This is a genomic window from Vandammella animalimorsus, from assembly GCF_002288875.1.
Taxonomy (GTDB): Bacteria; Pseudomonadota; Gammaproteobacteria; order Burkholderiales; family Burkholderiaceae_C; genus Lampropedia; species Lampropedia animalimorsus.
In genome coordinates this window covers 138,093-164,084 of record NZ_NTBH01000007.1, presented here as the reverse complement: position 1 = coordinate 164,084, position 25,992 = coordinate 138,093, and the positions used below count along the sequence as shown (strand labels likewise).

The window sequence follows — 25,992 nt, the reverse complement described above, 5'->3', positions numbered from 1 at the left end:
ACCGATTTGATCCTTGTCGAGCGCAGGAGTGCTGCGAGGTGATTTCAACCTTTCAGGAGGAACACTCGAATGGCTCGAACGATTGTGGGCATCAATGACCCGAAGGCGGTCAAGAAGTACAGCGCGGCGCTGGCGGTGGATGCGTCGCAAAAAGCGTATTGGAATACGCGCTTCATGGGCAAGGGCGAGAACGCCCGCGCGCCGCTGCAGGTGCTGACGGATCTGGAGTCCGATGCGGGCGAGGAGATCAAGTACGACTTGCTGGCCGAGCTGCGCATGTCGCCGGTGGAGGGCGATGACATCCTTGAGAACAAGGAGGAGAAGCTGCGCTTTTACACCGACAGCGTGTACATCGACCAGGCGCGCTGCGGCGTGAACACGGGCGGGCGCATGACGCGCAAGCGCACGCTGCACAACCTGCGCGAGAAGGCGCGCGAGCGCCAGTCGAACTGGTGGGCGCGCTTCATGGATGAGCTGACGTTCATTTATTTGTCGGGCGCGCGCGGCGTCAATGACAACTTCATTTTGGATGAGGATTTTGCCGGCCGCGCCAGCAACCCGCTGACGGCGCCCAGCGCCCGCCACCATTTCTTTGGCGGCTCTGCCACGGCGTTTGCCAATCTGGCCGATTCGGACACGATGAAGCTGGGCACGGTGGATGCGCTGGTCTCGCGCGCAGCGACACAGGGCGGCGGCGCTACGGGTGTGCCGGTGATGCAGCCGTGCAAGGTCGACGGCGAAGAACACTTTGTGCTGGTGATGCACACATGGCAAGAGGATGCGCTGCGCAAGGAGATGGGCGGCGCGGGCTGGCTGGATTTGCACAAGGCGCTGGCGACCGCCGTGGGCAAAAGCTCGCCGATTTTCAAGGGCGGTCTGGGCATGTACCGCAATGTGGTGCTGCACAGCCATCGCAATGTGATTCGATTTGGCAATGCTGGCTCGGGCCAGAACGTGCAGGCCGCGCGCGCGCTGTTCCTGGGCGCGCAGGCGGGCGTGGTGGCCTTTGGTTCGCCGGGCACGGGCCTGCGCTTTGACTGGCACGAGGAGTCGCGCGACAACGGCAACCAGGTGGTGATCACGTCGTCGTCGATTTTTGGCGTGAAGAAGACGGCGTTCACGACGGAGGCCGGCCGCCATGACCACGGGGTGTTTGCGCTGGATACGGCGGTGACCCCGGCTTGAGACAAAGGAGTTCAGAGATGGCTTTCACAACTGAAAACCCTTGGGTGGCGGGCCGCGCGCCTGTGCCTACGCAGACTGACACGAATGTGAGCGCGCCGCGCTTTGTGCAGCAGATGGCGGTGGCCGACAGCGCCGCCAGCAATGTGGGGGTGTTGGGCATTTTGCCTGCGGGCATGACGCCGGCGCTGCCGATGTTGGTGGACACCTCGGGCCTGGGCGGCTCAGCGGCGATTTCGATCGGCATTCTGGATGAGGCCACGGGCGATTTGTCCACCAAGGCCGAGGATGGCGGCGCGGTGTGGGCCGAGGCGGTGGCGGTGGGCTCGGCAGCGGTCAAGCAGGTGGAGGCGACGGCGGCGCTGCTGGCCGTCCAGCCGGCGCAGGTCGATCGCTGGATTGCCGTGAAGTTCAGCACGCAGGGCTCGGCAGCGGGCACGCTGGGGCTGACGGTGCCGTATCGCTCGCCCAATTGAGGGCCAATTGGTTGAGGGTTTGATGGCCTGTGCGCAGGCCATTTTTTTTCGCGGGGTGAGGGATGCGATTGGTATGCAGTTTGCAGCCGCGGCGCGATGGCACGGTGGTGTTTGAGTTCGCCGGCCAGGCTTGGCTGTTTGCGCGCGATGCGCATGGCGATTTGACGGCCGAGGTGGCCGATGGTGCGGCAGTGGCGCATGCATTGGCGACGGGGCATTTTTACCCGGCCGTCGCCGATGATGAGGATGAGGCGCAGCGCTTGACGGCGGAGGTGGCCGATGGTGCGCAGGAGTTTGCCGCCACGCAGCGGGCGCCGCGCCGCCGCGCAGCCAAGGCGCAGTCGCAGGAGTGATGCGTGCGCACGGTGGACGCCCTCTTGCCGGATGTGCTGCCTGCGCTGCCCAGCGTGCCACTGCCGCGCCTGGAGCGCGCGCTGATCCGCGCGGCGCAGCAGTTGTGCCGGCGCGCGCGGGTGTGGCGGGTGTGGACGGAGCCGACGCTGGTGCAGGGGCCGGGCGAGTACGACGTGGATGTGCCGATGCACGCGCAGGTGGAGGTGCTGGAGGCGATGACGGTCGATGGCCGGGCGCGGCAGATGCTGCCTTGGGGGTTTGCGCCTGCAGCGCCTGAGGATACCGCCGGCGGGCATGTGGTGCCCGGGCGCGTGGTGTTTCACGTTGCAGAGGGCGGGCCGCTGGGGCAGGTGCGGTTTCGCGCCGTGCTGCTGCCGGTCGATGGCGCGCCTGGCTTGCCCGATGAGGTGTTTGACCCGTACAGCGCTCTGTTGGCGTTGGGGGTGCAGTCCATTTGCATGGCCGACCGCGACAGGCCGTGGACGGATTTGCAGATGGCAGCAGCGTTGGCGCAGGAGTTTGCTGCGGGCGTGAGCCAGGCTGCAACGCGCGCCTGGCGTGGCTATACCGATGGCACGCGCAGGGCGCGGATTGGATGGTGCTGAGATGCAGGCTGGGGCGTTGATCGATTCGGTGGCGCAGGAGTTGCAGGACGCCGAGCATGTGCGCTGGAGCGTGGCGGAGCTGGCCGGCTACATCAATGACGGGCAGCGCTATGCGCTCTCGAAGATGCCGGCGGCCACGTCGCAGCAGCGGCTGTTGCAGTTGGCTGCGGGTGTGCAGCAGCAGGTGCCCGCCGATTGTTTTGGGCTGCTGGAGCTGGTGCGCAATGCGCAGGGGAGGCAGCGGGCGATTTCCCAGGTGGCGCGCGCCGATTTGGATGCGAGCGCGCCTGGCTGGGCCAGTGGGCCGCTGCGCGATGCGGTGGTGCATTTTGTTCAGGATCCGCGCACGCCGATGCGCTTTGATGTGTACCCGCCGGTGCGCGAGGGGGTGCAGGTGGTGGCGATTGTGGCGCGCAACCCGCAGTCGGTGCAGGCCACGGGCGCGGGGCCGGTGACGATGCGCGAGGAGTTCACCGAGGCGCTGCGGCATTACATGCTGTTTCGCGCCTGGTCCAAGGATGCGGAGTACGGGGCCAATGGCGCCCTGGCTTCGTCGCATTGGGGGGCGTTCACCGAGGCGCTGGGCGTGGTGGCGCCCAGGCCTTCGACGACGGCCGACCCGACGGTTTGATTTTTGTTTTGGAAAGGATTTGCCATGGCGTTTTCTGCGGAATTTGCTGGCGATTTGCTCAAGCTGCTGCTGCACGGTCAGGCCATTGCCTCGTTGGCGCAGAACCATTCGTCCCCAGCGCAGGCGCTGTACCTGGCGCTGCATACGGCCGACCCGGGCGCGGGCGGCAACCAATCCACCCACGAGGTGAACTACACGGGCTATGCGCGCGTGGCGTTGCAGCGCTCGGCCGCTGGCTGGAGCATCACGGGCAACAAGGCGACCTTGGCCAACACGGTGGAGTTTGGCGAGATGACTGGCGGCGCGGGCGGAACGGCCACGCATGTGTCCATCGGCACCAATGTCTCGGGCACTGGCAAGGTGTTGCTGCGCGCGGCCTTGTCGCATCCGATCGAGTACCGCAACGGCAGCGCGGCGCGCCTGCGCCAGAGCACCAGCATCACGGTGCTGACGAGCTGATATGTGGCAGCCCGCCCGCCTGGAGCTTGGCGCCTGGGAGTTGGCCTGGGCGGAGCTGGCGCGCGAGTACGACCCCCCTGGCTCCAGCGCGGATGTCGCCCTTGCGGCGCGATTACAGCCCGACGCCGGGCTGAGTGTTTTTTCGGGTGCAGCGGCGCAACTGCGCGCCCAGGCGTCTGCATCGGGGTATTCGGTCTATAGCGTTTGGGCTGAGCCGCGGCTGCGCGCCCAGGTACAGGCCCAGGCGATGGCGCTGCATTGCAGCGACGCGCAGGCGCAACTGGCTGCCGATGTGCATGCGGATGTGGGCCTAGGGGTGTATGAGCAGGCCCATGCCTGGCTGCGGGCGGTGTGCGAGGCGCATCCGCTCAATGACTCGGATGCGCACGCCACTTTGGCGGTGGTGGTGGACGCCCAGGCAGGGGCGGCGGTGTCGGCCCAGGCGCAGGCGCAGGCGTGCGCCCAGGTGCAGGCGGTGTCGTACGCCGTGGCTTCGGTGCAGGCGCAGATTCATGCCGTTGCGCAAGCGCAGGCGGTGGGGTATGCCGCCGTCAACTGCGATGCGCAGGTGGTGCTGCGAGCGGTGTTCGAGCCGCATGTGAGCCTGCGCTACCTGACGCTGCCGCCAGGCTACGACGCGGCGCTGCGGCCGTTTGAGCCCAGGCAGATCGAGCGCCCGTTCGAGGGGCGCAGTGCAGAGGACTACCGATGATTTTGGCGAAATTCACCAAGCAGCCGCATGACCGAAAGGATTACGACATCACCTACCACGAGTGGCTGCCTGCGGGCGATCAGCTCGACGGGGCGGATACCGTGGTGACGTGCCTGACGCACCCCGGCGACGACAGCCTGGTGGTCGATGAGGTGCAGGTCTCGCCCAACACGGCCAAGCTGTGGGTCTCGGGCGGCGCGCATGGGCGGCGCTACAAGGTGACGGTGCAGGTGGTGACCACGGCCGGGCGCCGCGATGAGAGTGAAGTGGTTTTTATCGTGAAGGATTTCTGATGGCACGCAGGTTTTTCAACGCGGCCCGCGCTGAGCTGTCCAGCAATATCAGCGCTTCGACCACGACGCTGCATTTGGCGCCAGGCGGCAGCATGCCCGCCTTGGCTTCGAGCGACCGCATGACGGCGGTGCTGCAGGATGAGGTGGGCATCGAGATTGTGGAGGTGACGGCCAGCAACGGCTCTGCGCTGACGGTGATTCGCGGGCGCGAGGGCACGGTGGCGCGCTCGTTTGCGCGCGGCTCGGTGGTGGGCCAGCGCCTCACGGCCGCCGACGCGCAGCGTTGGGACGCTCCGCCCCAATGGGGAGAGGTTCAGGGCAAACCGGCGTTCGGCACTGCGGCATATGCGGCGTTGACGACCAGTACCGGCGATGGTACGGCGGGCCATGTGCTGCGCGTGGGTGACCACGGGATCGGCGATTACCTGCCCCATAGGTCGAACCTCGACCTGAACCACCTGCCATACAAAACCACGGCATTTGCTGGCCACAACCTGACCAACGTCCCCGCAGGTGCCGGATGGGTGGTGGTGCAGCAATGGGTCTCCAACGCCAACCTTCAGGACATACTGCAGTGTGTGAGTTATTTGCACTCTGTGGGTGAACATATCTACTACCGCCGCAAGCGCTCTGGGGCTTGGCAGCCCTGGCAGCGCCTGGCGTTGGCCGACACGCCGATGGAGCTGAGGAACAAGACGTTTTCCGGCCATAAGGAATCGCCTTACATACCCGACCCCAGCCTGACTTCCCAGAACACCACCATCAACCTTGATAACGCCTATTGGGGGCTGCAGTACCTGCGTCCGGGCACAGCAAACACCATGACCATCACCTACTCGCGCGGGCTCAATGACTCGACCGATCAGGGGCGGTCGGTGCTGGTGTACCTGCGCCCGCAGGCCAATGTCACGATTGCCGCGCACGCAGTGGTGGCCTGGCCCGATGGACTCAATCGGGCCAGCCCGGTGTTTCCAGCGAATCGGACTTCGGTGATCCATTTCCAGCACGTTCATTTTCCGGGCGACCGGGCGCTGTGGTATGCCAAGCCCTCGCCCGGCACCTGGAACGCCTGAGGAGAGCGCCCGATGCTGCACCATTTCTTTGCCGCCGACGGCGCGCCCCTGCCGTGGCTGGCCACGGCTGTTGTGAACCATTCTTCGCAGGAGCAGACGCTCTCCCTGGATTTGGATTTGCCTGAGTTTTCGACAGACATTGGCGCGATGCTGCTGCGCCTGGGCACTTACGGCACCCACTATTTGGCGCTTTCTGTGGGAGCTGGGCGCAACCATTCCTGGGCTGACATGACGGGCAACGCGCTTGAGGTGCGACACCTCTGGTACGACAAGTATGCGCGGACGCTGAAGATTCCCCCTGGGCTGGTGGCCCAAGGGCAGCAATCGCTGTTGTTGGTCGTCACTCGCGGGGTGTACCACGTCAGCTCGTACTTCGGACGCTTGCATTACAGCTCAGAACCCAACCCCTATTACCTGGTGCTGCGCACGGCAGGCTCGCCAGACCGACGCACCTCGAACTCTGTAGCCCAAGGCACATGGTATGCCAATGCTGGCAGCCCGGCGCTGCTGGCGGGCGTGCACCCCGCTGGTGGGTTTCAGGCGGCCAGGTATCAGGGCAGCATCTTGGATTTCTACGGCATCACCCTTCCTTCGCAGGGCGACGGCATCTGGACGGGTACCTACACCGGCAACAGCCAGGCCAACCGCAACATTGGCTGCCCGTTCAAGCCTCGGCTGATGATTTTCACCGACCGCACCAGCAACCAGGCGTACCTGTGCCCGATGTACAGGGGGCGGATTTTCTCCGTGGTGCAGCACCTGCACATCCCCGAGGAGAACTACGTGAATGAGGACGGCGTGCTGCTGCGCACGAGCTACCTCAACATCAGCGGGCGCAATTACACGGTGACGGCGTATCGGGGTGAGTGATCCGGCCGGGCTCGGTTCCAAGCATGGCAAAACCTTGCCTGGAACAACTCAAAGGATTGGCCTGTCATGTTTAGAAAAACGGCCTCTGCCCTGGCCGTGCTCTACGGCCCCCATGCGCGCACGGACGCGCAGCAGGCTGCGGCCAGCCATGTGCTGGCATCAGCAGGCGCGAAGACGTGGATGGCCGGCGCTGGCTCGACGGCGTGGTCGTGGATTTTGTCCAACCAGTTTTTGGGCCTGGTGGGCGCGATTGCGGCCATCTTGGGTTTGGCAGCCAACATCTATTTTCGGCGCCAGGAGCTGGCCATCAAGCGCGAGTATGCGGCCAGGCGCGACAAGCGCGAGCAGGAGCTGCACGACAGCAAGATGCTCTCGCGCTATGCAGGCGGCGGTGATGAGGAGGGCGGCGATGATTGATGTGTACAGCGCCCCCAACTGCCAGCCTTGCCGCATGACCTGCCGCGCCCTGGATCGGCGCGGCATTGCCTACCGAGTGCTGGATGCGGCCGAGCACGCCGAGTATCTGCGCAGCCTGGGCCATCAGAGCGCGCCTGTGGTGGTGACGCAGGGAGGCCAGCATTGGTCTGGGTTTCGGCCCGACCTGATTGCGCAGTTGCAGGAGGGCCAGGCATGAAGCAGCAGAGCCGTGTTTCTGTGGCGGGGCTGGCGCTGAGCGCGGCGGCGTTCATCGGCCTGGTGGGCTATGAGGGCTATACCAGCCGCGCGGTGATCCCGACCAAGGGCGATGTGCCGACGCTGGGTTTTGGCTCCACGGTGCATGAGGATGGCCGCCCGGTGCGCATGGGCGAGCGCACCGACCCTGTCAATGCCTTGCAGCTGGCGCATGCCCACATCAGCGGCGATGAGGCGCGGTTTCGCGCCAGTTTGCCCGGTGCATCGCTGACCCAGGGCGAGTACGACGTATACGTCGACTGGGTATACCAGTACGGCATGGGGGCCTGGAACAAGTCGAGCATGCGCCGGGAGATTCTGGCGGGCAATCACCGTGCGGCCTGCCATGCGCTGCTGCGCTATCGCTTCGTGGCCGGCTACGACTGTTCGACGCCGGGCAACAAGCGCTGCATGGGGGTGTGGACGCGCCAGTTGGCGCGGCACAAGGCGTGCTTGGAGGCGCAGCCATGATCCTCAAGAGTTTGAATGTGGCAGCGCTGTGCTGGGCGTTGGCGGTTGCGGCATTGATGGCGCAGACGGTGCGCCTGCATTGGGAGCGCCAGGCGCACCGTGAGTTGCAAATGGCCGTGGCCCAGGATCGCCAACAGCGTGCCGAGGCGGCGCTCAAGGCCGAACAGGAAACCGCAGAAAAGGAGTCAGAACATGCAGCAGCAACCCTGGCCAACGGCCAAGCATTCGAGATGGCTGCGCTGGCGCGCGATGCTGCTGTGCGGCGCGACTTGGCTGTGGCTGAGCGGCTGCGCCTCAACGCCGAGCGCCGAGCCGCCACTTACCGTCAGATGGCCCAAGCCAACGCCGCTGCCTGCGAGCGTGTTGCAGATCGACACGCAGCCCTCGACGCGCACATTGTCCGAGGGGTTGAGGTGGTTGCAGGACTCCGAGGCGATCTTGACCGGCGAGACGCCGAGGTGAAGTTGTTGCGATCCCAGATCGACGCCGACCGGGCGTTGCTGGCGCGGCCGCAGGATTGAAGCGGAGGGTAGGGCGCATGCCAGTCATTCGCATCGATGAATTCGGCGGCATTGCCCCGCGCGTGCCGCCGCGCGCGCTGGCCGAGGGCGCGGCGCAGACCAACCACGACTTGATGGCCAGCGCGCGCGAGTTTCGCCCGCTGCAGGACGACCGGAGTGTGGGCGCTGCGCCTGTGGGCGCGCGAACGCTCTACCGCATGAGCCGCTCGGCCCAGGGGGTGCTGCGCACGGGCGCCGAGGGCGGCTGGCTGGCGTTGGAGGGTGACTTCAACCATGTGGCCAGCCAGCTCAACGACGATGCCACCGAGCGCACGGTGGTGACGGACAACAGCGGCGTGCAGCCCCCACGCGTGATCGACGTGACTGGGGCCGACCGCCTGCTGGGCGTGCCCGCGCCGACCAAGCCTGGCCTGGCCGCGCAGATGGCGCCGCAGTTCACGCGCGAGGATGCGCAGGTGTGGTTCGAGGCGGAGTTTCTGCCTCGCGTGACGGAGATCGTCAAGCAGTGCATCTGGGGCGACCCGAGCCAGGATGCGCACCAGCGCCTGTGCCGCTGGGTGAACGGCAAACCCTGGGCGGGCGCGTTTGCCGCGCACGGCTACGACCAGGATGCGTTGTACCCGTGGATGATGGCCTACCACGTCGAGGTCAACCGCAAGGGCTCCATCGGCATGGCCGGGCTGTTTGGCCGCCAGCCCACCTCGGACAAGAACATCTGGCGCGTGCTGGTGCCTGCACTGCCGTTCTGGGGGCACATTCCGGCCCCGGCCGGGCACAGCGCGCCCAAGCTGGTTGAGCGCCTGCAGACCATCGAGCACCCCACCAAGGGCACGGCGCTGTTCGACGCCTCCCGCGCGGCGGCCTTCGACCGGGCGGTGCGCGAGTATCTGAGCCCGGACAGCGCCGACATCCAGCCGTTGCGCATGGAGATTGACACTAAGCTGCAGGAGCTGCGCAAGATTCTGGATGGGGAGTACGTCAGCAAGCTGGACGAATCCAACTACGACGACTCCACCCGGCCCAAACCCCCGGCCCGGCTGCGGCACATCAATTTCGGTGGCCCCAATGCCCAGACCGACCCGGAGTGGGAGGAGTACGACCGCCGCTTTGCCCAGTGGCGCGAGCAGGAGCGCCAGCGGCTGCTGCGCAATGAGGATGTGGCAGGCACGCGCGAGGCGGCCGTGGCCAACGCCCAGCGCCTGATTGCCGAGATCGAGACGGCCTCCAAGCGCATCGAGGCGATGTGGTTCGAGCGCCTGGAGGGCGCGGCCCAGGCGGTGCGTGAGGGCATTGGTACGCAGGTGACCAAGGGCGAGGACGGCCAGGGATTGCTGGAGGTGGATGAAGACCGGCGCATCGAGACGCGCTTTTACATGGTGACGTATGTGACGGACTGGGGCGAGGAGTCGGCCCCCAGCCCGGTGAGCGACCTGGTGGAGATCGACCAGAACGATTCGGTGACCATCACCTGCCCGGCGCCGCCAGCGGGGCGGCACATAACCAAGTGGCGCATCTACCGCAGCAACTCGGGCACGGAGCAGGCGGCGTTCCAGTTCGTGGAGGAGCTGCTGGCCACGCAGCTGAGCTTCACCGATTCGGTGAAGAACGAGCAGCTGGGCGAGGTGTGCCCGACCATTGGCTGGGCCGAGCCGCCGTATCGCTGGGACAGCCGCAGCCCGGCGAGCATCAAGCCGCCGCGCGGCGACGACCCGTATTTGCGCGGGGTTGTGGCCATGCCCAATGGGATTGTGGCCGGGTTCGTGGACAACTTCGTGGCCTTCTGCGAGCCGTACCACCCCTATGCATGGCCGGTGGAGTACCAGATCACGACCGAGACGCCCATTGTTGGGCTGGGGGTGTTTGGGCAGACGCTGTTCGTGGGCACGATGGCCAATCCGTACCTGATCTCGGGCGCGGATTCGGCCAGCATGAGCGCGGACAAGCTCGACGCCGACCAGGCGTGCGTGAGCCGCCGTTCCATCGTCTCGGTGGGCTCGGGCGTGGTCTATGCCTCGCCCGATGGGCTGTGCCTGGCCAGCGGCCGGGGCGTGGAGCTGCTGACGGCGGCGTTTTTCTCGCGCGAGGAGTGGCAGGCGTTGCGGCCCGCGCAGATTTTTGCGGCTGCGCACGACGGGGCCTATTACTTCTGGGCGGGCGGGCAGTGCTACGTGCTGGATGTGCCCTCGCGCAAGTTGGGCACAGTGTCGCTGCCTGCGACGGCGGTGTTCCGCGACCGCATCACCGATCACCTGTACGTGGCCGCTGGCGGCCAGGTGCGCCAGGCGTTTGCCGTGGGGCGGCGCACGGGCCGCTGGCGTTCGCGCGTGCATGTGTTGCCTGCCCAGGCGCCCTTTGCCTGGCTGAAGGTGGTGGGCGATCAAAGCCCCGCCCAGCCGGTGACGGTGCGCTGGTTTGGCGATGGCGCGCTGCGTTACGAGGTGCAGGTGAGCAGCACCCGGCCGGTGCGCCTGCCCCCTGGCCGCTGGCTGGAGCATGAGCTGGAGATCGAGGGCCAGCCGCGCGTGACGCAGCTGGTACTGGCCAGCAGCACAGAGGAGATGCAGTCGGTATGAGCGGGCAGTGGTTATCGCGCCCCAAGGGCAGACAGGCGCAACTGCCGGGCCTGCCTGCAGTGCCGCGCGCCGTGGACGCGGAGGTGGGCAACTGGATGCGCAAGGTGGCCGAGCGCCTGGAGGTGCGCGAGGGCCAGAGAGGCGACCCCAAGGAGCGGGCCGTGACGGTGCGCGAGTTCGAGCGCGCCAACGTGGCCAGCCACTACCTGAGCATGGAGAAAAAACCCGGCCCCGGCGAGATCGGCCTGGAGCTGGGCGGCGGCCTGACGGCGACGATCCACATCGAGAAGTTCATCGACGCCATCCGGGGCCTGCCGCTGTTCAAGGATTTGCTCAAGAGCCTGGACGACCCCAGCCGATTTGACCACCTGCCCGGCCAGATTCGGCAGATTGTGCTGCAAGACATTGCCGAGGAGGCGCGCAAGCGCGGCGCGGACATTCGCCGCGTGGAGCTGGTGCAGCGCGAGCGTTTCAGCCAGCTGGCGGCCGTGGTGCAGGAGCTGACGGCGGCGGTGGGCGATTCGGCAGCGGGCCTGCGCGAGCTGAGCTACGCCTATGCGGACGGCAACTCGGCCATGGCGGGCAAGATCACGCAGCTGCAAGCCTCGCTGGGGCGCTTCTACCTGGACGGCACGCCCGGCCGCGTCGCCCTGGAGCAGGAGATGCGGGTGCAGGCTGATCGCATCACGGGCCTGCGCGGCCAGTACACGCTCAAGGTGCAGGCGGGCAAGGCCATCGCGGGCTTTGGCCTGGCCGCGAGCGACAACGGCACGGGGGGGCTGAGCAGCGCCTTCATCGTGGCGGCGGAGAAATTCGCCATCGTGAACCCGGCCACCTACACCGGCGGCCTGACAACGACCCCGGCGCAGGCGCACATCCCGTTCGGGGTGGATTCGCACGGGATTTATCTGAACCACAACGTCTACATCCGGGGCAATGTGCGCATCGACACGGGCGGCAAGCGCCTGATCGACGGGCTGCGCGGTTCGGTGGACGTGTACCGCAATGGCGTCTGGAGCGACGCGGCGGCCTCGGCGGCGGTGTGGCAGGCGTTGGGCAAGACGGGTAGCCCGTCCAACAGCAATCACCTGGTGATTGGCGACACGGTGACTTTCACCCACGGCAGCACGGTGACCACGAAGGCTTGGATGGGCAGCAGCTGGCGCAACCCCGGCATGGTGCTTAACGGGAACTTGCTGGTTAACGGGAGCGTGGCGGCCAGCAAGATCGACACGCGCGGGTTGACGATCAAGGACAACGCCGGACGAGTGATTCTGGACGCGGGCAGCGTCAACTTCAACCTGATCAACCATATTGCCGGGCTGACGGCCGACAAGGTGACGGGCCTGGGGGCGATGGCGCGCAAGCACTACGCGAGCATTGGCGAGACGGTGCGGTTCTCTGACGGGACGGTGATGGGCGAGCAGGATTTCGTCAGCCGCCTGCGCAACAAGATTACGGCGGGCAACATCAACACCTTCATGGAGGGCGCGGCCATCACCAATGCCTACATCGGCTATGCGGCGGTGGATACGCTGAAGATCGCGGGCAACGCGGTGACGGTGCCCATCCACAAGCGTTCTGATCTGGTTATGGGGGGCAGTGGTTTTGGCAACTGGATGGACTACACCTCGGCCCACATCCATCTGGATCAGCCTGGTGCCGTGCTCATTATGGTGGTGGCGCATATTGGCACGGATGGGCACGGCTGGCGCGTTGCTGGGTCGCGCTTGCTGGTCAACGGCCAGATCGTGTCCGAGCGCGCCATCGACACAGGCTATTACCTGGGGGTGCATTACTGGCGGCACTACATGCCGTCCCCCGGCACGGTGGAGGTGAAGGTGCAGTTCATGGGTGGCGACCCCGGCATCAGGATAGCGCCGTGCGACATTGTTCTGCTGGGGGTGAAGCGATGAGGGCGTTTTATGTGCGGCTCGGCCCGCATGTGGTCGAGTTCGGGGTTTGCCAGCCAGAAACCGAGCACTTGGTGGCCTGCCCCAGTGGCGGCGAGGTGGTGTTTGAGCCGCCGCCCGAGCAGGCCATGCAAGCGCCGCCGCAGCCAGGCGCGCTGTGGAACCTGGAGACGCAGCGATGGGATGCGCCGCAGGAGCCGTCAGTGCAGCCCCAAGCGCGCTGGGCGCAAGTGCGGGCCAAGCGCGATCATCTGCTGGCCGCCTGTGATTGGATCGTCACCCGCGCCCAGGAGCGGGGCGAGCCTGTGCCGCCACAGTGGCTGGCCTACCGCCAGGCGCTGCGCGACATCACCGAGCAGCCCGACCCGGAGCGGATTCAGTGGCCTGTGGCGCCGGAGGCCTCGCATGGCTGATGGCATTAACGACGCTGTTTGCCGTTCCAAGCTTGCGATAAACGGGGTATGGCGCGCGGTGTTCTGACTTTTGACTTTCCCAGGGTGGCGGCGTTTGCGCAGGCGCGCATCCCGTCGCTGGCCTTGCAGGAGGGGATGCGGGCCATTGGTCTGGAGCGTGACGGCCAGGTGATTGCCGCGGCCATCTACGAGGGTTTCAACGGGGCCAATATCTGGGTGCATCTGGCGGCGGTGGATGGCCGCAGCTGGCTGAACCGGGATTTTTTGCGCGCTGGCTTTGCCTACCCGTTCAAGGTGTGCGGGGTGCAGACGCTTTGGGGCTGGGTGGAGGCGCGCAATGCCGATGCCCGGCGCTTTGACGAGCATGTGGGCTTCAGGCAGGTGGCCTGCTTGCCCGGCGCGGCCAGCGATGGCGGCGATGTGCTGGTGTATGCGATGAAGCGGCAGGAGTGCCGGTTTTTGGAGTTGTGAAATGGGCGGGAAGTCGAGCAAGATCCCTGCGCCGCCGCCGGAGCTGGTGGCCGCGCAGATTGAAAGCCTGGGCATTCAAAACGATGCCGTGCGGCGCCTGGTGGGTTTGTCCGAGGAGATGGCGCCGCTGCAGCGCCAGCAGTTGCAGCAGACCATCGAGCAGAGCAAGCAGCTGTGGCATTGGAATGAGCAAGACCGGCAGTTTGCCCTGCAAAAGCGCGATCAGCTCTCGGGCATTCAGGATGCGATTGCCAGTGATGCGACGACGTTCAGCGAGACCGGCCGGCGCGAGCAACTGGCCGGGCAGTCGGATGCGGATGTGGCGCAGGCCTTTGGCATGCAGCGCCAGGCGATGGACAGGCAGATGGCGCGCATGGGGGTCAACCCCAACGATGGCCGCGCGATGGCCGGCAAGGGGGCGATGGCCATCAGCGAGGCGCTGGCGCGCGTGCAGGGGCGCAAGGTGGCCGGCGATACCGCCAGGGCCGAGCGCCTGCAGTTGTACGACCGCGCCAACAACGCGCTGGCGGGCTATCCGTCGATGACGATGGGCGCGCAAGGCCAGGGGGTGAACACGATGGGCGCAGGGCTGAGCGCCTTCAACGCGGGCATTGGCGGGATGATGCAGACCCACCAGGGCGTGGCCGGCGCCGCAGGCCAGATGGGCAGCAGCGCGGCCAACATGTACGGCGTGCAGATGAACGCGCATTTGCAAGACAGGGCCAACCGCGCCGCTGGGTGGCAGGCGTTTGGCACGGCGTTGGGCTCCATCGGCGGGGCTTTTTTGGGTAAGAAACTAGGGTTGTGATATGTCCAGTGGTGTAACGGCGTTTTTGACGGGGCTGATGAGCGGCGGCATGCAGGGCTATGAGCTGCGCCGCAAGTGGGATCAGGAGAAAGAGGAGCGGCAGCAAAAGCAGGAAAAGCACAGCCTGGAGGTGGGCAAGCTGCGGCGCGAGGCGGAGATTGCCAAGGAATACGACGATCTGGCGCAACGGATGGCGCCTGGCGGGCAGGGCAACGCGCTGGCGCACCCCGTGCAGGATGCGATCAGCCGGCTGCAGGAGCAGTCGCGCCAGGCCAAGAGCGCGCAGGCCCAGGCAACAGCCCCTGCAACAGCCCCGGCTGCTCCGGCTGCTCCGGCTGCTGCGCCTGCCGCAGCGTCAGCGCCCGCTGCGCCGCCTGGGGTGGCCGGCCTGGGCATGCCGGGCAGCCTGTCTGCGGCCACGCCGGCCATCGGCCAGCCGGGCGATGGCTTTGAGCATGGGCACATCATCAATTCGATCATGAAGCCCAGCGAGTACAACCAGCAATTGGGCGCGCTGGCGCTGCGCAAAGGGAATTTCAGCCAGGCCGGCGCGTTGTTTGAAAAGGCCGAGCAACAGCGCAATGCCCGTGAGGATATGGACTTTGGGCTGCGGGTGCTGCGCAATCAGGATGGAGAAGATGCAAAGGGCTTGATGGCCTTCGTCAGCCAGCAGTCCGTGCCGGGCGTGAAGGCGGTTCAAGATGAAAAAACGGGCGTGACCTTCTTGCAGGTGGCGAATGAGCAAGGGGGAGTGGATAGCATGCCCCTGACGGGCAACAACTTGCTGCACATGGCGATTGCTGTTCGCAAGCTTCAGCGCGGCGACCCATCGGCGCTGGAGGATTTGGCCGCGGTGAACAAGGGGCTGGCCGCAGCTGTTGCTGCAAGCTACACGGCCCAGCAGAGCTTGGCCGAGGCCAACAACAAGGCCCGCAAGCAGCAGTACGAGATGGAGCAGGCGGCCCTGTCTGGGCAGTTGTTCGCCGATATTGTGCGAAAGCGCGGCGGCACCCAGGCGGAGATTGCGGCGGCCAGGGCGGGGGTTTTGAAGCCCAGCCTGGAGCGCCGCGCCGGCGATGGCGAGGACAAGGTGCGCTGGAGCGCATCCAACGTGAGCCATGCCTTGGGCGAGCCGGTGCGAGATCAGTTTGGCAATACGACATACGAGGTCAAGCCCGAGCGCATGGATGCGTTTCTCAACTTCGTGAAGATGACCGGGGCAACAGACGACCAGGCGGCCTTGCCGAAGTTTCTCGCCCATGAGGCCGATCTGCAAAGGCTTGGGGATATTCCGGGTGAGGACATTGCCAGGTTGCACGCCAATCCGGGTTTGGCCAAGCAGTTCAATCAGACATTCGGCCCCGGCATGGCCGAACTGGTGCTGCAAATGAGGCGCTGATTGGCGGTTCCAAGCATGCAAGCATGCTGACCTGACTATCAGGAAAGCGTGCGCATGCCTACGAACCAAGAGCAAGAGAACCCCTTCGGCAAGATTTCCCTCTCCGAATCGAAGGTGGAGAACCCCTTTGCGGTGTTTGCCAAGAAGCCCCAGCAGACACACCAAGTTCCACCACAGGATGAGGAAAACCCCTTCGGCAAGATTCCGCTCTCTGAGTCGAAGGTTCCAAACCCCTTTGCGGTGTTTGCCAAGAAGAATCCGCAGCCCGAGCCTGTGCCGCAGCCGGAGGCCAAGCCTGAATACACCTGGGGCGAGACTGTTGCCAACACGGCAATGGCGCTGGGCTCCAAGCTCAATCAGGGGGCGCTGGAGTTTTCTGCGGCGCTGGCCCGGCGCGCGCAGGCGCCGACTTCCTCGGTGCTGGCGGATGCGTTGAGCGCGGCCGCGGCGGTGGATCGTGGCATCACCGATAGTTGGAACTTCTTCGGTGGCGATGCCAAGTACTCCAAGAGCTTGCAGCGCCAGGCGCAGATGGCTTCGGATTTTGCTGCGGAGCAGCGGGCCGAGAACGAGAAAAACAACGTTGTTGCGGGCCTTTTGGGGCGGTATTTGGACGCAAACCAAAAAGCGCGGGCGGAGTATCAAGACTTCGACCAGACCATGAACCCGCAGTTTGCCGCGCAGCAGCAGGCGGTGGCCGACGCCAAGGGGTTTTGGGGCACGACCAAGGCGTATGCGCAGAACCCGATGGCGTTGGCTGGAGATGTGGCTGGTTCTGCCCCGGCCATGCTGGCCGGCGCTGGCTTAGCGCGCGCGGTTGGTGCGGCCACCTTGGCGCGCGGCGGCACTATGGCGCAGGCCACGGCCAGGGCATCGACGGCGGGGCTGTTGGCCGAAGGGGCGACGTCGGGCCTGATGGGGCGCGAGCAGTTGTACGGCAAGGTTTCGCAGATGCCGTATGCGCAGTTGATGGAGTCGCCGCGCTTTGAGGAGTTGGTCAAGGGCGGCATGTCGTTCAAGCAGGCGCGCGAGCGGCTGGCCAATGAGCTGGCCGATCAGGTGACTTTGCCTGCGGCCATGGCGACCATTGCGGGCGGGAAGCTGATGAACTGGCTGTTTCGCGGCGACGCGTCGGCGGCTTTGCTGGCGGGCCAGAAGGCGACGCTGAAGACGATCCCCCGAAATGCCGCGCAGGAGGGCGCGGAAGAGGCGGTGCAAAGCGTGGGCGAGGAGGCGGCATCGCACCGGGCCGAGCAGCAGGCCGATGTGCATGCGGACTTCGACCTGGGCGGCACGTTGGCCCGCGGCCTGATGACGGGCGCGGCCATGGGCGCTGGCGGCGCTGCGGGCAGTGCGCTGGATTGGCGCGGGCGCAAGGGCGCTGGTGCCGCCGCGGCCCAGGCGCAGGGGGAGGGCGACGAGCCGGACGACGGGCTGGACGAGGGGCCGGGCGAAGGGCAGCAGCCGGCAGCGCCGGCCGCCCAGCAAGCGTTCTCGCGCGAGGGTTATGTGCAGTATCGCCGCACGCTGGAGTCTGGCGGCAACCCCCAGGCCAAGGCCAAGACGTCATCGGCCTTTGGCATCGACCAGTTTCTGGATGGCACCTGGCTGGATGTGGTGGCGCAGGCCAAGCCCGATTGGGCCGAGGGGCTGACGCGCGAGCAGTTGCTGGCCCAGCGCGCCAACCCGCAGCGCAGCGGGGAGATGGCCGATTTTCTGGATCGGCAGAACGCCCAGCGGTTGCAGAGCCAGGGGCTGGAGGTGAACAACCACAACCTGTATGCGATGCACCATTTTGGCGCCAAGGGGCTGACGTTTGCCAAGGCGGCCATGGACGTGCCGATGGCGCAGATCCTGACCGAGGCCCAGCTCAAGGCCAACCCGTACCTGGCCAAGATGAGCAAGGCGCAGCTGATTGCCCATTGGGACAAGCGGGCGGGCGTGCAGGCCGCTGCTGGCCATGACACGCCTTCGACGAGGGTGCATATCGACGATGCGGCCGATGCGCGCGCCGCAGAGATCGAGGTGCTGCAGAGCATGGGCGAGAACCTGACGGATGCGCAGCGCGCGCGGCTGGGCCAGTTGCAGGCCGAGGAGGCCGCGGCCCAGCCGGCGCGCAGCTTTGAGCAGGAGCTGGCCGAGGCGGCCGAGCTGGATGGGCAGGCTCAGCAAGCCCAGCAGGCTGGCCAGGCGCAGAGCGTGCCGGGCCGCGCGGCGGAGATGGTGCTGCAAAACCGCGACCGCAGCACGGCGGCGAGCATCGAGCAGATGAACGCGATTGCCGCGAAGCCGGACTATCTGCGCACTGGCCCGAGCCGCACGATGGATCAGGGCGCGCCGGTGGTGTTTGGGGATTTTCCGGCCAGTTCGATTCTGGGGCGCGAGGAGACGGTGGCCGATGGCCGGGGCGACCGCGTGAAGACGCGCTATGCGGTGGTGGATGCGGCGGATGTGATCCCGTCCAACACGGCCGATGGCCTGCCGGTGCAAAGCTATGCGGCCGGCGAGCCGGGCAAGCTGCGCGCGGTGGCGGGCAATGGCCGCGCCGCCGGGCTGATCGAGGCTTACAACCGGGGCACGGCCGGCCAGTACCGCCAGGAGCTGATGGAGGATGCGCAGTCGCTGGGCATCGAGCCGGCGCACATCGAGCGCCTGCAATCGCCGATGCTGGTGCGCATCATGGATGAGGCGGATGTGACGCCGGACATTGGCGACCGCAGCAACACGGTGGCCACGGCGCGCCTGTCGCCGCTGGAGGAGGCCAGCAACGATGCCAAGCGGGTGAATCTGGCGGCGCTGGAGTTTGGCGAGGATGGCAGCCCCACGGCGGCGTCGCTGCGCGGCTTCATCAATGCCATGCCCGAGGCCGAGCGCGGCAACATGCTGGGGCCCGATGGCGCGCCCACGCGCCAGGCGGTGGATCGGCTGATGGCGGCGGCGTTCAAGCAGGCCTACGGCAATGATGAGCTGGTCAAGCTGCACGCGCAGGCCACCGACCCCGAGGCGCGCACGGTGATGGCGGCGCTGGCCGATTCGGCCGGGGCGATGGCCCAGCTGGCCGGCGCGGGCGAGTTTGACATTCGCCAGGCGGTGGCCGATGCGGCGGCGCTGGCAGTCAACGCGCGGCGCAAGGGCCGCACGCTGGCGCAGGAGGTGCAAAATCTCGACCTGGACATGAACCCGGAGGCGCTCGTCATTGCCCAGTTCATGGCCCAGAACATCCGCTCTGCCCGGCGCATTGCCGATGGCCTGCGCAATTTTGCCCAGCGCGCGCTGCAGCAGGTGCAGATTGCCCAGCAAAATGCCGTGCAAGGCGGCATGTTCGGCGATCAGCCCACACTGACCAGAAAACAGCTTTTTGAGGAGTTTGGCAATGCCCACCAACAACCCGCAGCCCAGCCCGGCGCAGCCCGAGCAGAGTCAGGACAAGCCCCTGCTGCGCAGCCAGGGCGGGCTGGGCCTGATGCGCAGCTGGCTCAACCAGAGCGAGCCCACGCCCGAGCAGCAGGAAGTGGCCCAGCAGATCGCGCTCAAGGCGGTGCAGCAGCAGGGCAAGACGGGCGCGTAGAGGCGGCGGCTGGGGCGGCGGCTGGCCCTGGCAGCGCAGATCGCCCCGATGTGCGCTTGAGCCGCCAGAAGGGGCAAGCGCAAGAGCTGGGCCAGACCCAGCAACAGTACAAGGACACCGAACGCGCCTACGGCGGCCGCGCGGCCTACGATAGGGCCAAGGCCGCTGGCAAGACCAAGCTGAGCTACGGCCAGTGGGTGCAGGTGCGCACGCCCAGCTTCAAGCAGTGGTTTGGGGATTGGGAGCTGGCGGGCCTGGCAAAGAGCATGCGCCGTGTGCGCGGCTCGAACCAAGCCAAGGAAGTGCGCGCAGAGATCGTAGGGGCTGAGTTGGTGAACCTGGAAAGCGGGTTCACGGCAACGGTATCTGGCGAGTCGTTCGCCAAGATGATGAGCCGCTCCAACGTGGAGCGCTCCGTGTCATCCCAGGCGCACATGCAGGCGCTGGGCAACATTGACAAGCTGTTCGCGTTGGCGCGTGTGCGAGAGGTTCGCGCGCCCAAGAAAGTGCATGACGCCGGGGACATGGCGGCTGTGCATCACTTCGAGGTGCCGATGCCGTTTGACGGCCAGGTGCTGCGCGTGAAGATCATGGGCAAGGAGTTTGTCTCGCCCGACAAGGGCAACCGTCTGTACCTGATTGAAGCGGTTGAAATAGAAAACGCCGGGGTTGAAGGAGAAGACCCTAGGGTGTCTGGTCAATTCCAGCGCGGTGGTGAAACCGCGTCCTCTCCGCTGCCCGGCGCTGACGCAAGATTCGCACAGATGGTGGAGGCTGTCAATGGTGATGGTGTCTCCAAGGCCGTTGACCCCGACACTGGTGAGCCGCTGGCGACGCACTTGGATGGCGGCCATGAGTTTGAGCAAACTGCGCGCGCCTATGGCGGTCGCGCGGCCTACGACAGGGCCAAGGCCGCTGGCAAGACCAAGCTGAGCTACGGCCAATGGGTGCAGGTGCGCACGCCCAGCTTCAAGCAGTGGTTCGGGGATTGGGAGGCGGTGCAGAACGTCGACGTTTTGCAAGGCCCGGCGGTTGCCGTTTTGGAAGGGCACGATGCCCCGCACGGCTACCCGGCACTGCGTGAATGGGCGCTGGCCCAATTTCAGAAGGTAGGCGGCAAGGCCACGAACCCAGAGATTGGTGACGTGGCGCTGGACATGCGCGCCGTGCGTGATTCCATGGCCCACGGCATGAACCCGTTCAAGGCGGAGGCTTTTGCGGCGGTTGCTCCCGTGATCGAGAAGGGTGCGGTTGTCGCCCGGGGTGAAGGCGGTAAGAGCGTCTACATCAGTGCGCCGGTGAAGATCCGTGGTGTCGATGATGTGGTGACTGTGCTGGTACACCGCGAGGAACATACCCAGCGCATGTATGTTCACAGTGTGACGACCAAAGAAAATCTCCTGAAGGCCAGGGATTCCAGTTCTTCCACTGCTGCAAGCGCAACCAGTTCTGGCAAGGTCACTTCAGGAGATGTTGCCAGTGTATTGCACAACCTGCTGACCTTCAACCCTTCTGAGGTTTCCAAGGCCGTTGACCCCGACACTGGCGAACCGCTGGCGACGCACTTGGATGGCGGCCATGAGTTTGAGCAAACTGCGCGCGCCTATGGCGGCAAGGCGGCATGGGAGAAAGCCAAGGCAGAGGGGCAAACGAAACTGACCTACCATCAGTGGGTGCAGGTCAGAACGCCTGCGTTCAAGAAATGGTGGGGTTATGACTGGCAAGCCGATCAAGCGAACGAGAGAACAACAGGAGCAAGAGGAACTGGCGCAGTTGCGCAAAGCTCAGACAGGGGAGGAGATCGTGGCTTGGCTCAGGGGGCTGCCAGAGGATTCCCCTTTGTTTCTCCCAACGGAGAGCCGCGAGTTTTCTATCATGGAACGCGAGATGCGTTTAGCGCGTTCGATGTTGAACACCCCAACAAAAAAGACGTAGGCTGGTTGGGGCGCGGCCACTACGTCACTAGCGACCGGTGGACGGCTGAGTATTACGCCAAGGCCAAGCGCGGAGAGTCTGCACCGCGCGTGATGGAGCTGTTTGCGCGCCCTTTTAATGCGCTGGAGTTGACCCAGGAAGATAAAGCGCGTTTCAAGAATTTGACGGCCAAAGGGGCGCAAAGCCTGTCGCAGCAGTTGCTGGCGAAGGGTTATGGCGGCACCTACACGATCGATGAGGATGGCGGCATTGAGTTTGCCGTGTTCGATGCGCGCGGTCTGAAGTCTGCCACCGGCAACAGCGGCGATTTCGACGCGCAAAACCCGGACATTCGCTACAGCCGCCGGCAGCAGGCGGCGGGCCAGCAGCGCGCAGAGCAGGTGCGCCGCACGGTGGATGGCATCCGCCGCCACTGGAAGAATGCCCCGGAGGTGGTGGTGGCCGCCAGCCTGCACGATGAGGCCATCCCCGAGGAGCTGCGCAGCGCCGTGCAGGCGAAGCAGGGCCAGGGTGCGCCCGAGGGCTTTTTCCACGATGGCAAGGTGTACCTGATTGCTGACCGGCTGCCCAAGCCGCGCGATGTGGCGCGGGTGCTGCTGCATGAGGCGCTGGGCCATTGGGGCTTGCGCGGGGTGTTTGGCAAGCGGCTGACCCTGGTGCTGCGCGATATTCAGGCGGCGCGGCCCCAGGAGGTGATTGCCAAGGCGCGCGAGTATGGCCTGCATGGCCTGGGGCAGGCCAAGGAGGCGAGCAATTCCGAGATTTGGAAGAGCATGAGCCAAGAGCAGCGCGATGAGGCGGCCGAGGAGGTGCTGGCCTCTATGGCGCAGCATCAGCCGCAGCTGGGCTTTGTGCGCCGCGCGGTGGCGGCGATGCGCTCCTGGCTGCGCGAGCATGTGCCGCTGTTCAATGAGCTGGCGCTCACCCAGGATGAGATCGTCAACAACTATTTGCTGCCCGCGCGCCGTTGGGTGGAGCGCAGCGCCAAGGCCGGCGTTGCCGGCGGCCGCCCGGCTTTGAGCCGCAGCAGGCCGCGGCCGGCATCCGATGCCGAGAAGGCGCGGATTTTGCAGGGCGAGCCGGTGGCGAGGCTGGCCACCAAGGATGCGCCAAGCGGCAGCTATGCCGATGTGGTTCAGGCCGTGGCCCGGATGTTTGCGCGCCAAGGCGGGGTTGCCACGCGCCAGGATATTGGGGAGGTGGTACTTGATGAGCGTGCGGCCAAGTCGTCGATGGCGCACGGCGGGGCCAATGCGTACAAGCGCGCGGCGTTTGCTGCTGTCAAGGATGTGATCGAGCGCGGGGCTGTGGTGATGCAGGCGCAGCATGCTCGCGATGGAACCAGCTTCTATATTGCCGCCCCGGTCACGATTGACGGTAGCGACAACATGGTGACGGTGCTTGTGCGCAAGGACGCCAACACGCAGCGCATGTACTTGCACAGCGTGATGCTCAAAGAAAATCTCCTGAAGCCGAGCGTATCTGCTGCTGATGCCGAAGCATCCGAGCCACACAGCGCAACAACTTCAGGAGACGCCCAGAGCATAGCGCAAAACACGCACGAGCGTGAAGCGGTAGAAAGTCCCCTGAAGCGCCGAGTATCCAGTGTTGATGCAAAAGCATCCGAACGGTCTGGCTCATCCGCTTCAGGGGACAGCTGGAGCATAGCGCAAAACGCACACAAACGCGAAGCAACAAAAAGCCTTCTTGATCTGAGAGTGTCCAGGACTGACACCGCAAGCGGTGTGGAGCGATCTGGCTCAACAAATCAAGAAGGCAAAGCCACTGTACCACCATCCCCACAGGAGGGCAAGGCCGCGCCCGAGGCGGTGGCCGACGAGCTGCGCCGCCTGCTGACGCTGGACGTGCAGGCCGGCCTGCAGGACGTTCGCTTCAGCCGCAGCCAGCGTGTGCGCGCCGCAGCCAATGCCGCCTTGGACAAGGTGGGCGATTGGATGGACGACAGCCTGGAGATCCCCGAGCATTGGTCGCCTGCGGAGAAGTCGGCGGCATCGAAGTTTGATCGCTACTCGAAGAAGCAGCCATTGAGCGAGCGCGTGCGCGAGATTGGGCACAACGCGCGCGACAGAGTGGTGCAAGGGGTGGTGGATCAGTTCCGACCACTGAAAGGCCTCTCCAAAACGGCTTGGATGCAGGCGCAGCTCTCCAAGGGCACGGATGGCGCGGTGGAGGCGGTGGCCACGCTGGGTATCCCTGTGCTCAAGGATGGGGCCATTGCCGTGGAGACGGACCAGTACCCCGAGGGGTTCCTGGGCGAGCTGTCCAAGCAGCTGGGCAGCACCGAGGAGGTGCGCAACTTCTTCATGTATGTGGTGGGCAACCGGGCAGACCGGCTCTCCAAGGAGTGGACTGTGACGTATGCAGACGGTACAACCGTGCGCTACAAAGACCAGGCCACGGCGCTGCAAGCGGCCAAAGGCAAGCCGGGCGCAAAGGCGCAAGCTGCATCACGCGAGAACCTGTTCAACGCCGAGGAGATCGAGGCGATGAAGAACAAGCTCTACGGCAAGATGGCCAACGGCAGGCCCCGGCCCGAGGCCTACCACAATGCGTTGGTGGCGCTGAACCGCTACAACCGCTCGATTCTGGACATTGCCGAGGCGGCGGGCCTGATCGACCCCGAATCGCGCAAGCAGTGGGAGAGCGACTTCTATGTGCCGTTCTACCGCGTCTCGGCAGAGAACAACACGGCGTTTGACTTCAGCAGCAAAGGCACTGGCCTGGCGCGCCAGCAGGTGATCCGCCGATTGGAGGGCGGCACGGACAAGCTGGGCGACCCGCTGGAGAACCTGATGGCCAACTGGCATGCGATGTTGACGGCCAGCATGCGCAACCTGGCGGCCAACAATGCGCTGAATGCGGCCCAGAGCATGGGCGAGGCGCGGCAGGTGAAGGAGCCTGTCGAGGGCGGCACCTGGACGATGCAGGGCGGCAAGAAGGTGTATTGGCAGGTCGATGATCCGCTGGTGCTGATCGCGCTGGAGTCGCTGAACTTCAATGGCTACAACAATGCCCTGATGCGCACGGCTGGCAAGGCCAAGCACATGCTGACGGTGGGGGTGACGGCCTCTCCGGTGTTCCGCATCCGAAACCTGATCCGGGACACGCTGCAGGCCACGGCCACGGCGGATGTGGGCTACGACCCCATTGGCAACGCATTGGAGGGCTTGGCGCTGACGGCCAAGGGCAGCGACACCCGCGCGCAATTGATTGCCGGCGGCGGCGCGGTGCGGTTTGGCTCGTTCAATGATGGCAATCAGGCACAGCATTACGAGCGCATGATTGCCAAGGGCATTGAGGAGGGGCAGATCCTCGATACCCCGCAGAAGATCCGGCGGTTTTTCGGGGACGCGCTGAACAATTATCAGGAGGTGGGCGACCGCATCGAGATGGTCAACCGGGCGGTGATCTACCAGCGCACGCTGGCCAAAACCAAGAGCCACCTGGAGGCGAGCTTTGAGGCGCGCGACCTGATGAACTTCACCAGCATGGGCAGCTTTGCGGCGGTGCGCGCGATTGCCCAGGTGGTGCCGTTTGCCAATGCCCGCGTGCAGGGCATGGATCGCCTGGTGCGCGGCGCGGCGCGCGACCCGCGCCGGTTCTGGGCGGTGACGGGGCTGATCGGCATGGCGTCGGCTGTGCTGTACCTGCTCAATGCCGATGATGACGAGTACCGGGCCATGCCGGATTACATCCGCAACACCTACTGGCCGGTGAAGATGGGCGGCAAGTGGTACTACATCCCCAAGCCGTTTGAGGTGGGGGCCATGGGCACGGTGGTGGAGCGCTTTACCGAGCTGGTGTTCTCGGATGGGGATTACCAGGCCAAGGACTTCAAGGACTCGGTGATGTCGATCCTGATGAACTCGCTGTCGATGAACCTGACGCCGCAGCTCATCAAGCCCGCTGCCGAGGCTTGGTTCAACTACGACATGTTCCGCGAGCAGGCCATCGAAGGCATGGCGCTGGAGCGGCTGCTGCCCGAGGATCGCTACGATGCCAACACCTCGGCAGCGGCCATTGCGGCCGGCCGGGCGCTGGGCGCATCGCCCAAGAAGATCGAGCACCTGATCCGGGGCTACTTTGGCTGGCTGGGCGTGCAGGCGCTCAACGCAGGCGACTGGATGGCGCGGCCGATGATGGACTTGCCCGAATCGCCCAAGAGCGACTTGAGCAGCGTGAACAACTGGTTCGTGGTGGGTGATATGGTCAAGGACTCGGGCACGATCCCATCCAAGTACGCCGAGCGCTTCTATCGCCTGCAAAGCGAGATCAACGAGATCTACGCCTCAGCCAGCAACGCCCGCAGGCTGGGCGAGCTGCAACGGTACCAGGAGCTGGTCTCGCGCCCGGAGATGGCCGCCTACCCGGTGCTGCACCAAGCGCAAAAGGGCGTGACGCTGATCAACCAGCAAATGCGCCTGACGCTGGCCAGCTCGGCGCCGGCAGCCGAGAAAAACCGCCGCCTGCAGGAACTGCGCGCCCGGCGCGACGAGATCGCCCGCCGGGTGGACAAGATCGTGCGGGAGGCGCAGATGTGGCGCAAGGGGGGGTAGGGGTTGCGATCGCTCA

At 65.6% G+C, this 25,992-nt stretch carries 21 protein-coding genes; all 21 read left to right on the top strand.

What is annotated here, in order from left to right:
• Nucleotides 1–69 precede the first annotated feature (69 nt).
• Complete coding sequence (locus CLI93_RS11190) at nucleotides 70–1,185, top strand: N4-gp56 family major capsid protein (RefSeq protein WP_095542557.1); 1,116 nt, start codon at nucleotides 70–72, stop codon at nucleotides 1,183–1,185.
• A gap of 17 nt (nucleotides 1,186–1,202) precedes the next feature.
• Nucleotides 1,203–1,658, top strand: a complete 456-nt coding sequence (locus tag CLI93_RS11185; protein ID WP_095542558.1) for a hypothetical protein — start codon at nucleotides 1,203–1,205, stop codon at nucleotides 1,656–1,658.
• 62 nt (nucleotides 1,659–1,720) lie between these two features.
• Nucleotides 1,721–2,011 carry a hypothetical protein gene (locus CLI93_RS11180; RefSeq protein ID WP_143326410.1) on the top strand — a complete coding sequence of 97 codons (291 nt, stop codon included), beginning with the start codon at nucleotides 1,721–1,723 and terminating at the stop codon, nucleotides 2,009–2,011.
• Nucleotides 2,012–2,014: 3 nt separating this feature from the next.
• The gene (locus CLI93_RS11175; protein ID WP_143326411.1) at nucleotides 2,015–2,617 is read left to right on the top strand and encodes a hypothetical protein; all 603 of its coding nucleotides are present in this window, start codon (nucleotides 2,015–2,017) and stop codon (nucleotides 2,615–2,617) included.
• Nucleotides 2,583–3,248, top strand: coding sequence for a phage adaptor protein (locus tag CLI93_RS11170; RefSeq protein ID WP_476726708.1), 666 nt, complete (start codon nucleotides 2,583–2,585; stop codon nucleotides 3,246–3,248). The genes CLI93_RS11175 and CLI93_RS11170 overlap by 35 nt, the downstream gene beginning before the upstream one ends.
• 24 nt (nucleotides 3,249–3,272) lie before the next feature.
• On the top strand, nucleotides 3,273–3,707 hold the full coding sequence (locus CLI93_RS11165; RefSeq protein WP_095542562.1) for a phage tail fiber protein: 435 nt from the start codon (nucleotides 3,273–3,275) through the stop codon (nucleotides 3,705–3,707).
• Between the two features lies 1 nt (nucleotide 3,708).
• Complete coding sequence (locus CLI93_RS14955; protein WP_143326413.1) at nucleotides 3,709–4,419, top strand: hypothetical protein; 711 nt, start codon at nucleotides 3,709–3,711, stop codon at nucleotides 4,417–4,419.
• Nucleotides 4,416–4,712, top strand: coding sequence for a phage fiber-tail adaptor protein (locus CLI93_RS11155; protein WP_095542563.1), 297 nt, complete (start codon nucleotides 4,416–4,418; stop codon nucleotides 4,710–4,712). The genes CLI93_RS14955 and CLI93_RS11155 overlap by 4 nt, the downstream gene beginning before the upstream one ends.
• On the top strand, nucleotides 4,712–5,785 hold the full coding sequence (locus CLI93_RS11150) for a hypothetical protein (protein ID WP_095542564.1): 1,074 nt from the start codon (nucleotides 4,712–4,714) through the stop codon (nucleotides 5,783–5,785). The genes CLI93_RS11155 and CLI93_RS11150 overlap by 1 nt, the downstream gene beginning before the upstream one ends.
• A gap of 12 nt (nucleotides 5,786–5,797) precedes the next feature.
• Nucleotides 5,798–6,655 carry a hypothetical protein gene (locus tag CLI93_RS11145; RefSeq protein ID WP_095542565.1) on the top strand — a complete coding sequence of 286 codons (858 nt, stop codon included), beginning with the start codon at nucleotides 5,798–5,800 and terminating at the stop codon, nucleotides 6,653–6,655.
• Between the two features lie 66 nt (nucleotides 6,656–6,721).
• The gene (locus CLI93_RS11140; protein ID WP_095542566.1) at nucleotides 6,722–7,072 is read left to right on the top strand and encodes a holin; all 351 of its coding nucleotides are present in this window, start codon (nucleotides 6,722–6,724) and stop codon (nucleotides 7,070–7,072) included.
• The gene (locus CLI93_RS11135) at nucleotides 7,065–7,289 is read left to right on the top strand and encodes a glutaredoxin domain-containing protein (protein WP_172424285.1); all 225 of its coding nucleotides are present in this window, start codon (nucleotides 7,065–7,067) and stop codon (nucleotides 7,287–7,289) included. Before CLI93_RS11140 ends, CLI93_RS11135 begins: the two co-directional genes overlap by 8 nt.
• Complete coding sequence (locus CLI93_RS11130) at nucleotides 7,286–7,798, top strand: glycoside hydrolase family protein (RefSeq protein WP_095542568.1); 513 nt, start codon at nucleotides 7,286–7,288, stop codon at nucleotides 7,796–7,798. Before CLI93_RS11135 ends, CLI93_RS11130 begins: the two co-directional genes overlap by 4 nt.
• The gene (locus tag CLI93_RS11125) at nucleotides 7,795–8,319 is read left to right on the top strand and encodes a hypothetical protein (RefSeq protein ID WP_095542569.1); all 525 of its coding nucleotides are present in this window, start codon (nucleotides 7,795–7,797) and stop codon (nucleotides 8,317–8,319) included. Before CLI93_RS11130 ends, CLI93_RS11125 begins: the two co-directional genes overlap by 4 nt.
• Nucleotides 8,320–8,336: 17 nt before the next feature.
• Nucleotides 8,337–10,892, top strand: a complete 2,556-nt coding sequence (locus CLI93_RS11120; protein ID WP_095995892.1) for a hypothetical protein — start codon at nucleotides 8,337–8,339, stop codon at nucleotides 10,890–10,892.
• Nucleotides 10,889–12,808 carry a phage tail tip fiber protein gene (locus tag CLI93_RS11115; protein ID WP_095542571.1) on the top strand — a complete coding sequence of 640 codons (1,920 nt, stop codon included), beginning with the start codon at nucleotides 10,889–10,891 and terminating at the stop codon, nucleotides 12,806–12,808. Before CLI93_RS11120 ends, CLI93_RS11115 begins: the two co-directional genes overlap by 4 nt.
• A complete protein-coding gene (locus tag CLI93_RS11110; protein WP_095542572.1) occupies nucleotides 12,805–13,218 on the top strand; it encodes a phage tail assembly chaperone in 414 nt (137 codons plus the stop codon). Before CLI93_RS11115 ends, CLI93_RS11110 begins: the two co-directional genes overlap by 4 nt.
• A gap of 48 nt (nucleotides 13,219–13,266) precedes the next feature.
• Nucleotides 13,267–13,689 (top strand): GNAT family N-acetyltransferase, encoded by a 423-nt coding sequence (locus CLI93_RS11105; RefSeq protein WP_095542573.1) that lies wholly within the window; start codon nucleotides 13,267–13,269, stop codon nucleotides 13,687–13,689.
• A gap of 1 nt (nucleotide 13,690) precedes the next feature.
• A complete protein-coding gene (locus tag CLI93_RS11100; RefSeq protein ID WP_095542574.1) occupies nucleotides 13,691–14,497 on the top strand; it encodes a hypothetical protein in 807 nt (268 codons plus the stop codon).
• Between the two features lie 394 nt (nucleotides 14,498–14,891).
• Nucleotides 14,892–15,896, top strand: coding sequence for a hypothetical protein (locus CLI93_RS14950; protein ID WP_172424286.1), 1,005 nt, complete (start codon nucleotides 14,892–14,894; stop codon nucleotides 15,894–15,896).
• A gap of 54 nt (nucleotides 15,897–15,950) precedes the next feature.
• Entirely contained in the window at nucleotides 15,951–25,976 is a 10,026-nt protein-coding gene (locus CLI93_RS11090) for an LPD38 domain-containing protein (protein WP_095542575.1), read from the top strand.
• Nucleotides 25,977–25,992 lie beyond the last annotated feature (16 nt).

Excerpts from the sequence above, each read along its gene's own strand:
- CLI93_RS11190 (WP_095542557.1), top strand. The coding sequence starts at position 70 with ATGGCTCGAACGATTGTGGGCATCAATGACCCGAAGGCGGTCAAGAAG.
- CLI93_RS11185 (WP_095542558.1), top strand. The coding sequence starts at position 1,203 with ATGGCTTTCACAACTGAAAACCCTTGGGTGGCGGGCCGCGCGCCTGTG.
- CLI93_RS11180 (WP_143326410.1), top strand. The coding sequence starts at position 1,721 with ATGCGATTGGTATGCAGTTTGCAGCCGCGGCGCGATGGCACGGTGGTG.
- CLI93_RS11170 (WP_476726708.1), top strand. The coding sequence starts at position 2,583 with ATGGCACGCGCAGGGCGCGGATTGGATGGTGCTGAGATGCAGGCTGGG.
- CLI93_RS11165 (WP_095542562.1), top strand. The coding sequence starts at position 3,273 with ATGGCGTTTTCTGCGGAATTTGCTGGCGATTTGCTCAAGCTGCTGCTG.
- CLI93_RS14955 (WP_143326413.1), top strand. The coding sequence starts at position 3,709 with ATGTGGCAGCCCGCCCGCCTGGAGCTTGGCGCCTGGGAGTTGGCCTGG.
- CLI93_RS11155 (WP_095542563.1), top strand. The coding sequence starts at position 4,416 with ATGATTTTGGCGAAATTCACCAAGCAGCCGCATGACCGAAAGGATTAC.
- CLI93_RS11150 (WP_095542564.1), top strand. The coding sequence starts at position 4,712 with ATGGCACGCAGGTTTTTCAACGCGGCCCGCGCTGAGCTGTCCAGCAAT.
- CLI93_RS11145 (WP_095542565.1), top strand. The coding sequence starts at position 5,798 with ATGCTGCACCATTTCTTTGCCGCCGACGGCGCGCCCCTGCCGTGGCTG.
- CLI93_RS11140 (WP_095542566.1), top strand. The coding sequence starts at position 6,722 with ATGTTTAGAAAAACGGCCTCTGCCCTGGCCGTGCTCTACGGCCCCCAT.
- CLI93_RS11135 (WP_172424285.1), top strand. The coding sequence starts at position 7,065 with ATGATTGATGTGTACAGCGCCCCCAACTGCCAGCCTTGCCGCATGACC.
- CLI93_RS11130 (WP_095542568.1), top strand. The coding sequence starts at position 7,286 with ATGAAGCAGCAGAGCCGTGTTTCTGTGGCGGGGCTGGCGCTGAGCGCG.
- CLI93_RS11125 (WP_095542569.1), top strand. The coding sequence starts at position 7,795 with ATGATCCTCAAGAGTTTGAATGTGGCAGCGCTGTGCTGGGCGTTGGCG.
- CLI93_RS11120 (WP_095995892.1), top strand. The coding sequence starts at position 8,337 with ATGCCAGTCATTCGCATCGATGAATTCGGCGGCATTGCCCCGCGCGTG.
- CLI93_RS11115 (WP_095542571.1), top strand. The coding sequence starts at position 10,889 with ATGAGCGGGCAGTGGTTATCGCGCCCCAAGGGCAGACAGGCGCAACTG.
- CLI93_RS11110 (WP_095542572.1), top strand. The coding sequence starts at position 12,805 with ATGAGGGCGTTTTATGTGCGGCTCGGCCCGCATGTGGTCGAGTTCGGG.
- CLI93_RS11105 (WP_095542573.1), top strand. The coding sequence starts at position 13,267 with ATGGCGCGCGGTGTTCTGACTTTTGACTTTCCCAGGGTGGCGGCGTTT.
- CLI93_RS11100 (WP_095542574.1), top strand. The coding sequence starts at position 13,691 with ATGGGCGGGAAGTCGAGCAAGATCCCTGCGCCGCCGCCGGAGCTGGTG.
- CLI93_RS14950 (WP_172424286.1), top strand. The coding sequence starts at position 14,892 with ATGCCGGGCAGCCTGTCTGCGGCCACGCCGGCCATCGGCCAGCCGGGC.
- CLI93_RS11090 (WP_095542575.1), top strand. The coding sequence starts at position 15,951 with ATGCCTACGAACCAAGAGCAAGAGAACCCCTTCGGCAAGATTTCCCTC.